This window comes from Tetragenococcus halophilus (genome assembly GCF_001712815.1).
GTDB lineage: Bacteria > Bacillota > Bacilli > Lactobacillales > Enterococcaceae > Tetragenococcus > Tetragenococcus halophilus.
In genome coordinates this window covers 1499200-1514825 of sequence record NZ_CP012047.1, presented here as the reverse complement: position 1 = coordinate 1514825, position 15626 = coordinate 1499200, and the positions used below count along the sequence as shown (strand labels likewise).

Here is a 15626-nt window from a genome sequence, read left to right as displayed (position 1 = left end):
GTTTTTGCGACTCGATGCAAAACTGCTCTATTTTCACGCTGATAGAAAATGTTGCGAAAGCAGGTGAAAAAATGAAGGAATTAAATCACGATATTTTAAATACCTTAGAATTTAATCAAGTTAAAAATCAAATCGCACAATATTTAGTGACTGATCAAGGGAAAGAAGAGCTGCGTTACTTGCTGCCGGTAAGCGATGTGTCGACCATTACCTCTTATCTAGAGGAAACCGACGACGCGATGAAAGTGCTTCGTCTACGTGGTGGAATACCAATTCCCAAAATTGAAAATATTCAAGCGCACATGAAAAGAATAGAGATTGGCGCTGATTTAAATGGTGTTGAATTAGCTCAGATTTCAAGAGTGTTAACAACTACAGCAGAAGTGAACACTTTTTTGGAGGAGTTCAAGGAAGATGAAACACCATTCAACCGTTTATACGCTTGGCAAGAACAATTAACCGCCTTGCCGGCTTTAAGGAAACGTTTGAAAAGTGCGATCGATGAAGATGGACGCGTTACAGATGAAGCTTCAGAAACACTTAAAACGATTCGTCGGAATATTACGCGCAGTGAACAAAGTATCCGAGAAAATCTGGATGGTATTATCCATGGAAAACAAGCTCGTTATCTTAGTGATGCGCTAGTAACGATGCGAAATGAGCGTTATGTCATCCCGGTAAGGCAAGAAAACCGCAATGTATTCGGCGGTGTGGTTCATGATCAAAGCTCTTCTGGTCAAACCCTTTTTATCGAACCTGGACAAGTTGTGGAAATGAATAATCGTTTGCGGCAATATCAAATTGCCGAAAGAGATGAAATTGCTCGCATTCTTTCAGAATTATCGGCAGCGTTGGTGCCTAGTCGTAAAGAGATCATGCATAATGCTTATGTTATCGGAAAATTTGACTTTATGAATGCTAAAGCTCGTTTTGCTAAAGATTTAAAAGCGGTCGTACCTTTGGTCAATCAAGACAATCATGTGTACTTTAAACAAGCTAGGCACCCTCTTTTGGATCAAACACAAGTGATTGCTAATGATATTATGATTGGCGAAGATTACCAAGCCGTAGTTATTACAGGCCCTAATACAGGGGGGAAGACCATCACATTAAAAACACTAGGTTTATTGCAACTAATGGGGCAAGCAGGTTTGCCTATACCAGCTGGTGAGGATAGTCAGATGGGGATTTTTAATGAAGTGTTTGCTGATATTGGCGATGAGCAATCTATTGAGCAAAATTTGTCCACCTTTTCTTCTCATATGACGACTATTGTGGATGTATTGAATCAAGTGGATAAAAACAGCTTAGTCTTATTTGATGAATTAGGTGCAGGAACTGACCCGCAAGAAGGGGCAGCTTTAGCGATTGCGATTTTAGATGATTTGGCTGCTAAACAAGCCTATGTGATGGCAACAACCCATTATCCAGAGTTAAAAGTCTATGGTTATAATCGGCCAAAGACCGTAAATGCCTCGATGGAATTTGATGTTGATACACTAAGTCCTACCTATAGATTGTTAATTGGTGTTCCCGGTCGAAGTAATGCATTTGAAATCTCACGTCGGCTAGGGCTTGATCAAACACTTATTGATTCTGCTAAGCAAATGATGAATGGTGAAAGCCAAGACTTAAATGAGATGATCACTGATTTAGAAAATCGACGTAAGATGGCTGAAACTGAGTATTTAGAACTAAGAAATTATGTTAGTAAAGCCAAACAGCTGCATGAAGACCTACAAGAAGCTTATCAATATTTTTATGAGCAAAAAGAAAACGAGTTTGCTAAAGCACGCAGTAAAGCCAATGACATTGTAGAGCAGGCAAAAGATCAGTCTGACGAAATTATTACAAATCTACGTAAAATACAACAACAAAGTGGTCAAAAGAATGTGAAAGAAAATGAATTGATTCAAGCCAAAGGGGAACTAAATCAACTACAACAACCAGAAGATCACTTGAAAAAGAATAAGGTCTTACAAAAGGCGAAAAAAGAAAAACAATTTAAAGCTGGCGATGAAGTGCTGGTTATTCCATATAACCAGCGAGGGGAGCTATTAGATAAAATTGGAAAAAATCAATGGCAAGTACAGTTGGGTATTTTAAAAATGGATGTAGATGAAGAAGATTTACAAGCTATTGCGCCTACTAAAGAAGCTGCAGGTCCCAAACGTCATGTCTCTACTTTAAATTCTTCTGGTCCTCATGTTTCCAGTCAGTTGGATTTACGAGGTAAACACTATGAAGATGCTTTAAGTGAGTTAGACCAGTACTTAGATGCTGCTATTTTAGCTGGATATCCGCAAGTTACTATTGTTCATGGTAAAGGAACAGGTGCTTTACGCAAGGGCGTATTCAATTATTTGAAAAAAAATCCTAGTGTAAAAAATTTCGATTTCGCACCAGCTAATCAGGGCGGTAACGGAGCCACAGTGGTTAATTTTAAATAAAGGTATTAAATGAGCAAGTTAGTTTGCAAGCAGTGACGAAGGTGCTATACTTTGTCTATTGAATTGGAGGTACAAAAAAACATGGCACAAACAGTAACAGATAAAGACTTTAATGTAGAAACAGAACAAGGGTTGGTTATGATCGATTTTTGGGCGACTTGGTGTGGTCCTTGTAGAATGCAAGCACCTATCTTAGAACAAGTTGAACAAGAATACGACGAAGATGAATTTCGCGTAGTAAAAATTGATGTTGACGAAAATCCAGAAGTACCCGCAAGTTTTGGGATTATGAGTATTCCAACATTAATTTTGAAAAAAGACGGAGAAGTTGTGGATAAAGCAATTGGCGTGCAAACAAAAGACCAATTAGAAGAAATGATTTCTTCTCATATGTAAGATTCTGCTAAAAAGATTCCAGGTGATTGATTTCATCTGGATTTTTTTATTTTAAAATTTACATAAAAAGAAGGGAAGATGAGCATACTCCCCCTGATTTTATACATAATGAAGGAAAGTCAGCTATACTTCCCTCGATTTTATACAAAAAGAAGGTAACTTTAGTAGACTTCCCTTCATTTCTCTAAAAATCAGGGGAAGTTTTTACGATGTCCCTTGATTTTTTAGGAACCTTTTCTTATTAAAATATGATCTAAAGAGATGATTGCCTATGTTATAATTAAACTTAAGAAAGTGGTATTAGTGAAGGGAGGAGAAATTTTGAAAAAGAAAAAGACTTTGTTTAAAAGTAGCTTACTGAGTTTAGGACTTGCTAGTTATTTATTATTTAGAAATCAGCCGGAAACGATTGTCTTAAAAGAACCGGTATCAGAAAAAATGAGCTCGGCAGTTTTCGATGATACGACACAAGAAGATACCTACTTGATTACAGAAGATGGATTACCACTGGCTTTAACAATCATCCAACCTAAAAATCAAGCAGTGAAAGCTGTGGTTCAAGTAGTCCATGGCATATTAGAGCATCGCTTACGTTATCGACATTTAGCTTTCTTTCTAGCCAAAAATGGTTTTGCTGTTGTTTTGAGTGATAATCGTGGACATGGCGATTCGGTTGATAAAAAGAACCCCTTGGGGCAAATGCCGAGTGTAAAACGAATGGTAAAAGATCAATTGAAGATTACGCAATTTATTGATGATCGTTTTCCAAATGCGGCGGTTTATCTATATGGACATTCTTATGGTTCGGTATTAGCTCGTCTATACTTGCAAAATAATGATGACAAAATTACAAAATTGTTATTGACAGGAACACTTCACTATCAGAAAAAAGCCAAGTACGGTGTTATGCTTGCGCTTTGTGCGGATGTGCTGGCAGGCAAAAAAAGTTATTCTTGGATTTTAAAAAAATTATCGAATTTTGGCTCAACAGATAAAACGTGGTTGACAAATGACGAGATAGAAATAGCAAAAGCTTTACGTGACCCACGTATGCTTCCAGGTTATAACAATATTGGCGTGACAACACTTTGGGAGAGCATACGGCGGTTAAACGATATCAGTTTTTTTGCTTGTCAAAATCCTGAGTTACCTATCTTAAGTATTACTGGTGCAGAGGATGTATCGATTACTGGAGGAAAAAGAGGACTCGTTGATACTAAAAAAACTTTAAATAAGATTGGTTATCGTAAGGTTGAGATGCTTGATTTTCCTCATATGAAACATGAAGTTATTAATGAAGTTGACCAAGATCTAGTTTATCAAGCAATTTTAGATTTTTTTGTTAAATAAAAAAGTTCTGCAGTTTTTTGCTGCAGAACTTTTTAAATCCCAAAATTAATCTTCTTTGATTACCTCAATTTTATAGCCATCTGGGTCTTTAATGAAATAATAAGATGGAGGAACGCCTGGTAATCCTTTCAGCTCTGTGACATCGAATCCAGCAGCTGCATGTTGGTCATGTAAAGCTTGAAGATCTTCAGTGGCAATTGCGATATGTCCGTAACCATCACCTAGATCATAAGCGCCGTGGTCGTAATTATAGGTAAGTTCCAATTCATAGTCATCATTTGGTAAAGATAAATAAACTAGTGTGAATTCTGCTTCAGGAAAGTCTTTACGGTTGTTTTCAACAAAACCAAAAGCATTTTGATAAAATTCAACTGAAGCATTTAAATCTTTTACACGTACACAAGTGTGCGCCATTCTCATTGTTTGCGTCATCCTTTCTGTTTAGGTAAGGGCATTATAACATATTGAATTTTTAATTTTAAATAAAAAAGATAAAAAGTAAATAAAACTTGTTTCTTTTTGTGAAATCAAGTAAAATGCAAAGAAAACTACTCATGGAGGCAAAAATGAAAGAAGCTGTTTTTGGCAAGAAAGAAGAAGGAAAGAAATATCAAGCACGTTATGGCGCCTATATTGTTATTCATCGTAACGAAAAACAAGAAGTTATTTTAGTACAAGCACCCAACGGCGCTTTCTTTTTACCTGGCGGGGAAATCGAAAAAGGCGAAACGCATGCGCAGACCATCGCACGTGAAATGCTAGAAGAAGTTGGTTTTAAGGTAAAAATTGGCACTTATTTAGGAGAAGCTAAGGAATATTTTTATTCTAGCCATCGTGATACTTATTTTGCGCATCCGGGATATTTTTATCTTGCCGATCAGTGGGAAAAAGTAGCTGAACCGACTGAAAAAAATAATCAGCTTCATTGGGTTACACCAGATGATGCTATGCTTTTACTAAAAAGAGGAAGTCATCGTTGGGCACTACAAAAATGGATGAAAAATAATTATTAGATAAAAAAGAAGCTCTGTCAAACTATATATGATGACAGGCTTCTTTTTTTGATTAAATTAATTCACCATTGTGAATGTGAGAAGCAAATAAGCGATAGGTTTCGCCAAACAGATCAGAATCATTTTGCAATTTTGGATCGATCATTTCTTTAGGAAAGTAAAAGCGATGATCTCCTTGCTCTTGTCCAGCTAAAGCAGCTACCAACTGACTAATCTGGGATAATTCGGTTAGAGTCCCGTCATTTTGTTGCAACTCAATTTGTGTACGATGTTTTTCTAACTTAGGCTGATAAAAATCATAAGGTAGATCATAGCTTGAGTTAATCGCTGTATAGTAATTAGGATTAAAGCCAGCTTTTTCCACAATATGCCCCATTGTTTCTATTAAATTTTCCTGTGTTTCTGGTTCAAAGCGACAAGATTTTAACGGTTTACGATTTAAGAAACGGCGGGAAAGATCGTTTAAAACTGGATCATTAGCCTCTGTCCAAAGATTAAAAGCAGTATTTAATACCCCATCGTCTAAGCGTAAATAATCCTCTAATGTAAAATTTTCTCTAAAAAAGGGAATGAGCAATTGCGCTGTATTTTGAAACATTTCTTTTTCTGCAAAAAAAAGTTCATGCGCACGGTTTAATAAATGTTCAAGACCAACTTCCATACCTCTTGAACTCGGGTGGAAATAGACTTGAATATGCATTTGATATCTTGATACGATATAATCTTCTACAGCATGCATACCCTCCATTGCAAAAACAATACCGCTCTTACAAGGACGAATCATCTGCAATATTCTTGTTAAATCAAAGGTGCCGTATTTTGTGCCTGTATAATAAGCATCACGCAGTAAATAATCCATCCGATCTGCATCAATTTGACTAGAAATCATTTGTACAACTTGTGGGTTAGGGTAAGTTTTAGTGATGACACTAGCTACTTTTTCAGGAAAACCAGCCTCCACACGATTCAATATTTGATAAACTTCAGTTTGCGGTGAAGTAATGATCGCTTCAGTAATTTGTTCGTGATCTGTATGAAAAATATGCTCAAAAGTATGCGAATAAGGGCCGTGGCCAATATCGTGTAAAAGAGCTGCACATAAAGCAATTAAACGTTGTGAATCATCCCAGCCTTCTTCTCCGATTTTTTCTATGGAATAGGTTTGTTTAAAAATGTCACAAATTTGCCGAGTGATTTCATAAACGCCTAAAGAGTGTGAAAAACGACTATGCTCGGCGCCATGAAAAGTAAAAGAAGAAGTACCTAGTTGCTTGATTCGACGTAAACGTTGCACTTCTTTTGAATTAATTAAATCAAGAATCACTTGATGATTGACGTGGATATAATTATGCACCGGGTCACGAAAAACTTTTTCAACCGGTAGCATTTGATATTTATAAGCTAGGGACATCGTTAAGCTCCTCTAATTGTTTATTTCGTTTGGTCATATTTACCAATTTGTTCTCAATTTGTGTTTCTTGTTTATTTTCCTTTACCCAATCTAGTGCATTTTGGGCGACTTCGTCAATATTTAAAGCTTGGAGAAAGCGCCTCTTAGTTTCAGAAATAGAGATCGTTTTATGTAAGACATCCGAAAGAGTAGTCATCGTTAGTGGCCAGACTTCTGGATAACCGTTTTTCCCGTAGTTTTCTGTTAAACTTTTTTGATAGAACGCTTGAACGATTTCTCCACGCTTATTTTGATCTCCGGAAACACTTAAATACATCATGACTGCAATGCCTTCTTTTACTCGACGTTGGGCAATACCTGCAATTTTTTTACCATCTACACTTAAGTCAAATTTTCCTGGGCAATAGGAATGGCTGATTTCATATGCCCGAATCGTTAATTCAGGAAAAGCATTTTGTATGAGGGTCAACATTTTTTCATAACCTTGGTCGATAGAAGTATTACTCTTAGGAAAAATCCAAGAAATATTCAATATCCCCTTATCGGATATGACACCTAAACCGCCAGCATTACGGATCACTAGGTCATAATGATTTTCTTTTAAGACCTTCACGCCAGCCTCTAGATTATCGACACGAGTATCTTTCATTCCTAGAATAAATGTCTGTTCAAATTGCCAAAAATGGAGCAAATTGCTATTGGTTTTACCTGCAGTTTCGGTTAAAACGTCTGTTAATGCAAAAGGAAGCAATGCATTTTTTTTAGTAAAAGTTTCTTGATCAAGTAGTTTTATTTCCATTGATATGTCCTTTTCTAATAATAACCTTATTATATACCACAAAGAAAGATCAGCAAACGGTTTAGACTATTTTTATTGCTAATTTATGTTAAAATAAGTCGTTTGATTGACAAATTAAAAAAAATGTGAAAAATAAAATAGAGGAGACTGGTATTTTTGTCCTTTTCTAGCAAAAGTTATGTTATTGCTTGTGACTTAATTCAGTCTTGATTTGTCGTAAAGGAGAATGGAAGATGGAATCAAAGCGAGGTATTCCTGTCTCAATTCATTTAAAAACAGAAGTAAGACAAGAAAATGAAGCTGAAGAATTTTTGTTTGATATTAGTGGACAAGTGATTAGAATGGGAAACACTCTTTATATTCGTTACAAAGAAGAACAAGAAGATGGCATGTCGCCAGTACCTGTTACGATGAAAATTTTCCCTGATGGAGCTGTTCAACTGACACGCTCAGGAGAAACGCATTCACGATTAAAGTTTATCTACGGAAAAAGTTTTGAAACAACTTATAAAACTCCCTATGGTACAATTTTTTTAACGACTTATACTAAAGATTTGCATTTTACTTTAAATGATCATCCAATGTCTGGGAAAGTTACAGTTGCATATGATTTATTTATGGCAGAACAAAAAGTGGGTAGTTATGATTTGCTATTAGAATTTTCTGCTTAGTTTCGTAAATTTTTTTCATAAAAAATTGCTTTTTTTAAGACAGTTTTGTATGATTGACTTTAGATTTGAAAGGACGTGTCCTGTTTGAAAATTAATGTATTTGAAAATGTAAATAAAAGTGATTTATCGATGGTTGAAGTTGCTCATGCTATTTTAGAACAAGAAGGCGAAGTCATGGACTTTTCTGATATAGTAAATGCTACTCAAGAGTATTTAGGTATTCCAGATAGTCAAATTCGGACTTCTTTGGCTCAATTTTATACGGATTTGAACACAGATGGAAGTTTTATTTCATTAGGTGAGAACCGTTGGGGTCTGCGTTCATGGTATGCGCTTGATTCGATTAACGAAGAAGTTACTCATGGTCTAGAAGATGAAGATGAAACGCGACGTCGTGCGCCTAATAAGGTTAACGCCTTTGCTGGTGGCGATCAAGATGTTATTGACTATAACGCTGACGATCCTGAAGATACTGATTTAGTAGCAGCTGACGACGATGATCTTTTTGATGATGACGATGATGATGAAGAAATTGCCGAATACAATTCGGACTTACAAGAAATCGGTGCTGATAATTCAAATGATGATGATGAAGAAGAGTTACCAGGAAATATCGAAGAGGATTTAACCGTTGTTGATGACGACGATGAAGAAACCGACGATGATGAGGACGAAGAACAAGTCTAGTAAAATATCGCTTCTCGTTTTAAATTTTAAACGCTAAGATATAAACTTTGCGAAGTATATCTTAGCGTTTTTTCTATAGAAAAAAGGATCAAGCAAAGCGGATATAAAATGGGTCTATAATATTTAGTGTTGTTACTAAAAAAATTAGTAATAACACTAATTTTTTATATAACAAAAAAGCATTTGTTTCCTTTATAATTAAGTTGGACACCAAAATAAAAGGAGAAAACAAATGCTTCAATACAAAGATATCAAAATTAAAGATCAAAATCTAGATGTAGGCCTTAAAAACTTACTCAATATTAAGGACCCTCACATCTTTTTTTCCGCTCAAGCAGTTCAAAAAGAACCCATTCATCATCGAATGACGAATGTCTTTTACGGTGTCCTTACCTACACCCCGAAAGCTTGCGAATGTTGTGGCCTCATAAATGAAGAGAATCTTCTTATTAAACATTCGCCAAAGGCTTCGGATATTCAATTAATTCTTTATCAGGAAGTGCCCAGCGTTTTACGCTTATTTAAGCAACGATTTTATTGTAAATCCTGTCATCATACTTTTAGTGCCAGGACCTATTATATCGCCAAAGACTGTTATATTTCGCAAGCCTTGAAGTTTGCCATTGCGATAGACTTGAAGAAAAAACTATCGATGAAAGATATTGCTTTACGCTATGGGGTCTCATTTAAAACCGTGGAACGCGTATTGGATACCTTCTATCAAGGACTTAAATTCAATCCCAACCATTTACCGAAACATTTGCTAATCGATGAATTCAAAGGCACGAAGGACTGTGAAGGAGCCATGTGTTTTATCTTCAGTGACGCTCAGACAGGAAAAATTATCGATATCTTGGACGATCGCCGCAATTTCAAACTGATTGCTTACTTTCAACGATTTACTCAACAAGCGCGGAAAAGAGTCCAACATGTGGTTATGGATATGAATTCGGCTTATGGAAAAATGATCCCTCAAGTATTTCCGAAGGCCAAGATTCTTGTGGATCATTTCCACATTATCCAACAGATTTCTCGAGCTTTTAACCAGCAGCGGATTCGGTCGATGAACCAGCTGGACAAAAAGAGCGCCCAACAAATGAAGGATTATCGCAAATTAAAAAAATACTGGAAACAGCTCCAAAAAAAGCATAAAAACTTGGGGTACGACCATTTGAAACAGTTCCCTCTTTTTCGCCAAAAATATGTGACGGAATCGGAAGTTGTGGATTACTTATTAACCATTGATCCCGTGCTTAAGGCTTCTTATGATGTTTATCAAGATCTGCTTGACGCTTTTGAGAACGGCAAAGCGCAACCATTTTTCGCTATCATTGATCAACTGTCGCCTTTATTAGAAGAACCCTTTAAAAAATCCTTACGTCACCTCCAAAAGTACCGTAAAGAAATTACCTTATCTTTTACTCAACCGTATTCCAACGGCAAACTTGAAGGGAAAACAACTTGATTAAAGTAATTCAACGGATTGCCTTTGGCTTTCGTTCTTTTAATCATCTACGTAAGCGAGTGCTTATTCAACAAGGGCTTCTTGAGATCTTATAAAATAACAAAAAAAGAAGAACCGAAGTCCTTCTTTTTATAAAGGTTTTGCTTAAACAACACTATTTGACAAAGAGCCTATAAAATCTCATTGCTTGATCCTTTCATGTATATAAAACTTCATTTTGTAATCTTTTCCAAGATAGCGTATACTTAAAGTAATAAAACTTACGCACCATGAGGGAGTCGAACCCCCGTCTCAAGAACCGGAATCTTGTGTGATATCCACTACACTAATGGTGCCAAAGCTACCTTACATAGTTTAGCGAATTTTAAGAAAAAAAACAAGGGGTAATAAAAATGAAATTTGAACAGCAATTTTCCCAAAAACAAAGCCAGACACAGAAATTAGCGATGACGCAAAAATTGCAGCAGTCAATTCAAATTTTGCAATATAATACAGAAGATTTAATTGATTATATCGATAACAAAGCTTTGGAAAATCCTTTATTAGAAGTTATGGAACCATCGTATTCTTCAAACTATTCTAAACCTCGTAAATCTTCAGGAGAAGAGATGAATTATCTTAGCCAGATCCCAGATAACTCTATTTCTTTGTTTGAACACTTAATTGATCAAGTTCATTTAAACTATCGAGATACGTATTTACGTCAACTGGTTTTGTATTTAGTTGAGTATATTGATTTGAACGGTTTTTTAAAAATTTCATTAAAAGAGGCTGCTGAAAAAACGGGTGGTTCTGCGATCCAATTACTAGATGCATTGACATTGATTCAGCAGCTAGATCCAGCCGGAGTAGGGGCGCGTAATTTGCAAGAGTGTTTAATGTTACAAACAGAACGGGATAATTCTGCTCCGCATTTAGCTTACGTTGTATTAGAAGAAATGTTTAAAGAATTAGTAGATCGTAAATGGGAAAAAATCGCAAAAAATTTCGACATTTCTCTAAGCGATGTACAAGAGATTTTTGATTATATTCAAAATTTAACGCCCACACCAGGAGCTATCTACGGCGCTACTGAAGGATTGTTTATTATTCCTGATTTAACTGTGAAAATAGACGATCAAGAGCTTAAAGTATTATCAAATCGAAAAAGTATTCCAGAAATCAAATTTCAACAAAATTATTTTGAACGAATGGAAAAAAGCCAAGACCCAGAAGTTCTCAAGTATTTAAAAGATAAGCAACAAGATTATGAATGGCTAAAAAAAACGGTCCAACAACGTGGTGATACCATTTATCGTGTAGGAAAGGCGATCGTTTCTCATCAAAAGGACTTTTTTCTAGATAAGGATCGTCCGCTAAAACCTTTAACCTTAAAAGATATTTCTGAGGAATTAGAAATCCACGAGTCCACGGTGAGTCGTGCTGTAAATGGAAAATATTTGGAAACTGTGTTTGGTGTATTTGAATTAAAATCTTTTTTCAGCAAAAAAATAGGCGAAAATTCTAATGAAAGTTCTGCCAATGATGCTAAACATTTATTGCAACAATTGGTAGAGCAAGAAGATAAGGCAAAGCCACTCTCTGACCAAAAACTTACAGAATTGATGAAAGATAAAGGCATCGCGATCTCTCGCCGGACAGTTGCTAAGTACCGGGACGCATTAAATATTGCTGGCTCATCAAAACGAAAAAGATACGATTGAACCCACAAAAAGCTATGTAATTAAAACATGGCTTTTTGCTGTGAATCACTACGATTCAGCGACCAAGGGGAGCTGAGAGTAGCTGATGAACAGTACTAGGAGAGCGGAGCGCATGTAGTGACCGAATTATTAGAAATATAAACGACAATTAGTTGCCAAATAATGCAGAAAATGATAGTATAAAAACGTAAGGAATTGAGTTTTGACACAAGCTTGATTTTTTTTACAATATACGGGTCGTTTTAAGTCTATACTGGTCGATTAATGTCCCACGGAGGGATTATATGCTTAGTGAACTACAATTGATTGAAGCAATCGCGCCAGACATATTATATGTACTGCAGGAAAGATATCGGATTCTACAAAGTATCTATTGGATGCAACCTATCGGTAGAAGAAGTCTTTCGGAAAGTTTGGCTTTGACAGAACGTGTATTGCGAACAGAAACCGACTTGTTGAAAAAGCTTGATTTAATTGCCACTTCCAAAAGCGGAATGCGCTTGACGGAAAAAGGCGAAGAAGTCTACGAACAATTAGGCGATACAATGGATCAGCTTTTTGGCATGCAACAAAATGAAAGACGATTAGCTGAAATTTTCGGTATTGCACGTTGTATCATCGTAAGCGGCGATTCAGACCAACAAAAAAAGGTTGTGGATGAATTTGGTCGTTTGTTAGATGAAGCTTTGCATAATTATTTACCTAATGGTGAAAATATTATTGCAGTGATGGGTGGTACAACAATGGCGCGCGCCGCTAAGCAATTAACCAATCTTAAAAGCGCTAAGCGTAAAAATTTGTTTGTCCCTGCCAGAGGCGGAATCGGTGAAGCGGTGAATGTGCAAGCTAATTCAGTAAGTGCTGAAATGGCAACTCGTTCACAAGGTGATTATCGGGCGCTTTTTGTCCCAGAACAATTGAGTGCTATAACCTATGATTCATTGTTAAAAGAACCTTCCATCGTAGATGTTCTTAACTTGATCAACCAGGCGAAATGTGTGATTCACAGCATCGGGCGAGCTTTACATATGGCGGCCCGCCGTAAAATGACGGAAGAAGAAATTCTTATGTTGAAAAGAAAAAATGCAGTCGCGGAATCTTTTGGGTATTTTTTCGATGAAGATGGCAAAGTAGTTTACAAAATCCCTAGAGTTGGTCTACAATTAAAAGATATAAGGGACATTCCTTATATATTTGCTGTTGCCGGAGGAAAGTCTAAGGCAAAAGCAATTCGGGCGTATATGGAAAATGCGCCGCAACAAACGTGGCTCATCACTGATGAAGCCGCAGCAAATGAGATTTTAAGAGGGGTAACCCTTTAAAATAAATTTTTTGGTTTTCATAAGGAGGAAATCACATTATGTCAACAAAAGTAGCAATTAATGGTTTTGGACGTATTGGTCGTTTAGCTTTACGTCGTATCTTAGAAGCAAGCGATGAATTAGAAGTTGTCGCAATTAACGATTTAACTGACAACGAAGACTTGGCTTATCTTTTGAAATATGACACAGCACAAGGTCGTTTCCCATACAGCGTAGAAGTTAAAGAAGACGCGCTAGTTGTAGATGGTAAAGATATCAAAGCATATGCTGAAAAAGATCCTAGTCAATTACCTTGGAAAGAAAATGGCGTTGACTTAGTATTAGAATGTACTGGATTATTCACTGATGCAGCAGACGCTCATGCTCATATTGATGCAGGTGCTAAAAAAGTGTTGATTTCAGCACCAGCAAAATCAAAAGATACTAAATTAGTTGTTTATGGTGTAAACCATGAAACAATCACTGCAGAAGATAACATTGTTTCAGCTGCTTCATGTACAACAAACTGCTTAGCACCAGTTGTTAAGGTGTTAAATGATAAGTTTGGCGTTGACCGTGCGTTAATGACAACTGTTCACTCTTATACTTCTACTCAAAACTTGCAAGATGCTCCAGGTGGACGTAAGAGCCGTGCTGGTGCTGCAAACATTATACCTGCAACAACAGGAGCAGCTAAAGCAGTTGGTAAAGTTATTCCAGAAATCAATGGTCGTGTTGATGGTACTGCTTTGCGTGTGCCAACAATTACTGGTTCAATCACTAACCTATACGGCGTATTGAACAAAAAAGTTTCAGTTGATGAAGTAAACGCAGCAATGAAAGAAGTTTCATCTGATGCATTTGCTTATAACGAAGACGATATTGTTTCTTCTGATATTATCGGCTATGCTGCTGGATCTATCTTTGACGCTACCCAAACTGCTGTTATGGAAGGCGAAAATGGGGAACAATTAGTTAAAGCTGTTGCTTGGTACGATAATGAATATGGATTTACTTCAAACATGGTTCGTACGTTAGAATATTTTGCAACAACTTTATAAGCCGTTGTTGAATAAATTCACTTGCTAATATGATTCATTTGAATTTAAGAAATAAAAGCGGGGAAGCGACGCGCTTCTCCGCTTTTTTTAAGAAATTGTTATTTAGGAGGCAGATCCATGGCTAAAAAAACAGTTGAAGATGTTGATTTAAAAGGAAAAAAAGTATTGGTTCGTGCAGATTTTAACGTGCCAGTAAAAGATGGTGCCATCACAGATGATACTCGAATCAAAGCAGCACTTCCAACGATTAAATATGTATCTCAACACGGCGGTAAAGCCATTTTGTTTTCACACTTAGGCCGTGTGAAGACAGAAGAAGATAAAGAAGGCAAATCTTTAGCTCCAGTTGCTGATCGCTTAGGTGAACTTTTAGACCGTAATGTGACATTTGTTCCAGAAACGCGTGGGGAAAAATTAGAACAAGCAATCGATAACTTGCAAAACGGAGAAATCGTCGTTTTCGAAAATACTCGTTTTGAAGATATCGAAGGTAAAAAAGAAAGTAAAAATGACCCTGAGCTTGGAAAATACTGGGCTTCATTAGGAGACGTTTTTGTAAATGACGCTTTTGGTACAGCGCACCGTTCTCATGCTTCAAACGTAGGAATTGCTTCTACAGGCATTCCAACGGTCGCTGGTTTCTTAATGGAAAAAGAAATCGAATTTATCGGCGAAGCAGTAGACAACCCTAAGCGTCCAATGGTTGCTATTTTAGGTGGCGCAAAAGTTTCAGATAAAATTGGCGTTATCGAAAACTTAATCGAAAAAGCTGATAAAATTTTAATCGGTGGCGGCATGACTTATACTTTCTATAAAGCAAAAGGCGAAGATATTGGAAATTCAATGGTTGAAGAAGACAAAGTTGACTTAGCCAAGTCTCTAATTGAAAAAGCTGGAGATAAGTTAGTTTTGCCAGTAGATTCTGTAACAGCTAAAGAGTTTTCTAATGATGTAGCTACTGAAACTTATGAAGGGGCTATTCCTGAAGGTCAAATGGGCTTAGATATCGGACCCAAAACAGTCGAGAACTTTAGCAACATCTTAAAGGACGCAAAAACCGTCGTATGGAATGGACCTATGGGCGTATTCGAAATGTCCAACTTTGCTAAAGGAACCATTGGCGTTTGTGAAGCAATTGCTAGTTTACAAGACGCAACAACAATCATCGGTGGCGGAGATTCTGCTGCAGCTGCAGAAAGTTTAGGTTTTGCTGATAAATTTACACATATCTCAACTGGCGGTGGCGCAAGCCTTGAATTATTAGAAGGTAAGGCTCTGCCAGGACTAGCAGCTATTAATGATAAATAAATTTTAACTTT

Annotated in this window: 13 protein-coding genes, 1 tRNA gene and 1 pseudogene; 11 read left to right on the top strand and 4 right to left on the bottom strand. The window is 36.6% G+C overall.

All coding sequences use genetic code 11. From position 1 onward, the window contains the following. Positions 1–71: 71 nt before the first annotated feature. From AC806_RS07100 to AC806_RS07090, 3 genes are all read left to right on the top strand, one after another. Positions 72–2450 carry an endonuclease MutS2 gene (locus tag AC806_RS07100; protein WP_069029397.1) on the top strand — a complete coding sequence of 793 codons (2379 nt, stop codon included), beginning with the start codon at positions 72–74 and terminating at the stop codon, positions 2448–2450. Positions 2451–2513: 63 nt separating this feature from the next. Next, positions 2514–2846, top strand: a complete 333-nt coding sequence (gene trxA / locus AC806_RS07095) for a thioredoxin (protein ID WP_327796031.1) — start codon at positions 2514–2516, stop codon at positions 2844–2846. Between the two features lie 321 nt (positions 2847–3167). Next, positions 3168–4196 carry an alpha/beta hydrolase gene (locus AC806_RS07090; protein ID WP_069029060.1) on the top strand — a complete coding sequence of 343 codons (1029 nt, stop codon included), beginning with the start codon at positions 3168–3170 and terminating at the stop codon, positions 4194–4196. A 45-nt stretch (positions 4197–4241) separates the two neighbouring features. On the opposite strand, the gene gloA is transcribed toward AC806_RS07090, so the two are convergent. Continuing rightward, positions 4242–4616, bottom strand: coding sequence for a lactoylglutathione lyase (gloA, locus tag AC806_RS07085; protein WP_061839892.1), 375 nt, complete (start codon positions 4614–4616; stop codon positions 4242–4244). Between the two features lie 146 nt (positions 4617–4762). On the opposite strand from gloA, the gene AC806_RS07080 reads away from it, so the two are divergent. After that, the gene (locus AC806_RS07080) at positions 4763–5209 is read left to right on the top strand and encodes an NUDIX hydrolase (RefSeq protein ID WP_069029059.1); all 447 of its coding nucleotides are present in this window, start codon (positions 4763–4765) and stop codon (positions 5207–5209) included. 52 nt (positions 5210–5261) lie between these two features. Here AC806_RS07080 and AC806_RS07075 read toward each other — a convergent pair whose 3' ends face one another. Both AC806_RS07075 and AC806_RS07070 read right to left on the bottom strand, forming a co-directional pair. Then, on the bottom strand, positions 5262–6620 hold the full coding sequence (locus tag AC806_RS07075) for an HD domain-containing protein (RefSeq protein WP_069029058.1): 1359 nt from the start codon (positions 6618–6620) through the stop codon (positions 5262–5264). After that, entirely contained in the window at positions 6604–7419 is an 816-nt protein-coding gene (locus AC806_RS07070) for a lipoate--protein ligase family protein (RefSeq protein WP_069029057.1), read from the bottom strand. Before AC806_RS07070 ends, AC806_RS07075 begins: the two co-directional genes overlap by 17 nt. Positions 7420–7652: 233 nt before the next feature. On the opposite strand from AC806_RS07070, the gene AC806_RS07065 reads away from it, so the two are divergent. From AC806_RS07065 to AC806_RS07055, 3 genes and pseudogenes are all read left to right on the top strand, one after another. Next, the gene (locus AC806_RS07065; RefSeq protein WP_014125150.1) at positions 7653–8090 is read left to right on the top strand and encodes a YwiB family protein; all 438 of its coding nucleotides are present in this window, start codon (positions 7653–7655) and stop codon (positions 8088–8090) included. Positions 8091–8174: 84 nt separating this feature from the next. Beyond that, complete coding sequence (rpoE, locus tag AC806_RS07060; protein WP_069029056.1) at positions 8175–8777, top strand: DNA-directed RNA polymerase subunit delta; 603 nt, start codon at positions 8175–8177, stop codon at positions 8775–8777. A gap of 232 nt (positions 8778–9009) precedes the next feature. Beyond that, a pseudogene (locus tag AC806_RS07055) lies at positions 9010–10337 on the top strand (ISL3 family transposase). A gap of 168 nt (positions 10338–10505) precedes the next feature. Here AC806_RS07055 and AC806_RS07050 read toward each other — a convergent pair. After that, positions 10506–10577, bottom strand: a tRNA-Arg gene (locus AC806_RS07050). Between the two features lie 57 nt (positions 10578–10634). On the opposite strand from AC806_RS07050, the gene rpoN reads away from it, so the two are divergent. From rpoN to AC806_RS07030, 4 genes are all read left to right on the top strand, one after another. Continuing rightward, on the top strand, positions 10635–11945 hold the full coding sequence (rpoN, locus tag AC806_RS07045; RefSeq protein WP_069029055.1) for an RNA polymerase factor sigma-54: 1311 nt from the start codon (positions 10635–10637) through the stop codon (positions 11943–11945). 284 nt (positions 11946–12229) lie between these two features. Continuing rightward, complete coding sequence (locus AC806_RS07040; protein WP_014125145.1) at positions 12230–13267, top strand: sugar-binding transcriptional regulator; 1038 nt, start codon at positions 12230–12232, stop codon at positions 13265–13267. Positions 13268–13305: 38 nt separating this feature from the next. Next, positions 13306–14307, top strand: a complete 1002-nt coding sequence (gene gap / locus AC806_RS07035) for a type I glyceraldehyde-3-phosphate dehydrogenase (protein ID WP_014125144.1) — start codon at positions 13306–13308, stop codon at positions 14305–14307. Between the two features lie 117 nt (positions 14308–14424). Further along, complete coding sequence (locus AC806_RS07030) at positions 14425–15615, top strand: phosphoglycerate kinase (protein WP_014125143.1); 1191 nt, start codon at positions 14425–14427, stop codon at positions 15613–15615. The last annotated feature ends 11 nt before the right edge of the window (positions 15616–15626 follow it).

Bases quoted from the DNA above. Each gene is read 5' to 3' on its own strand.
- rpoN (WP_069029055.1), top strand. From the start codon at position 10,635: ATGAAATTTGAACAGCAATTTTCCCAAAAACAAAGCCAGACACAGAAA.
- AC806_RS07065 (WP_014125150.1), top strand. From the start codon at position 7,653: ATGGAATCAAAGCGAGGTATTCCTGTCTCAATTCATTTAAAAACAGAA.
- gap (WP_014125144.1), top strand. From the start codon at position 13,306: ATGTCAACAAAAGTAGCAATTAATGGTTTTGGACGTATTGGTCGTTTA.
- AC806_RS07080 (WP_069029059.1), top strand. From the start codon at position 4,763: ATGAAAGAAGCTGTTTTTGGCAAGAAAGAAGAAGGAAAGAAATATCAA.
- AC806_RS07100 (WP_069029397.1), top strand. From the start codon at position 72: ATGAAGGAATTAAATCACGATATTTTAAATACCTTAGAATTTAATCAA.
- AC806_RS07030 (WP_014125143.1), top strand. From the start codon at position 14,425: ATGGCTAAAAAAACAGTTGAAGATGTTGATTTAAAAGGAAAAAAAGTA.
- gloA (WP_061839892.1), bottom strand. From the start codon at position 4,616: ATGAGAATGGCGCACACTTGTGTACGTGTAAAAGATTTAAATGCTTCA.
- AC806_RS07040 (WP_014125145.1), top strand. From the start codon at position 12,230: ATGCTTAGTGAACTACAATTGATTGAAGCAATCGCGCCAGACATATTA.
- AC806_RS07075 (WP_069029058.1), bottom strand. From the start codon at position 6,620: ATGTCCCTAGCTTATAAATATCAAATGCTACCGGTTGAAAAAGTTTTT.
- AC806_RS07070 (WP_069029057.1), bottom strand. From the start codon at position 7,419: ATGGAAATAAAACTACTTGATCAAGAAACTTTTACTAAAAAAAATGCA.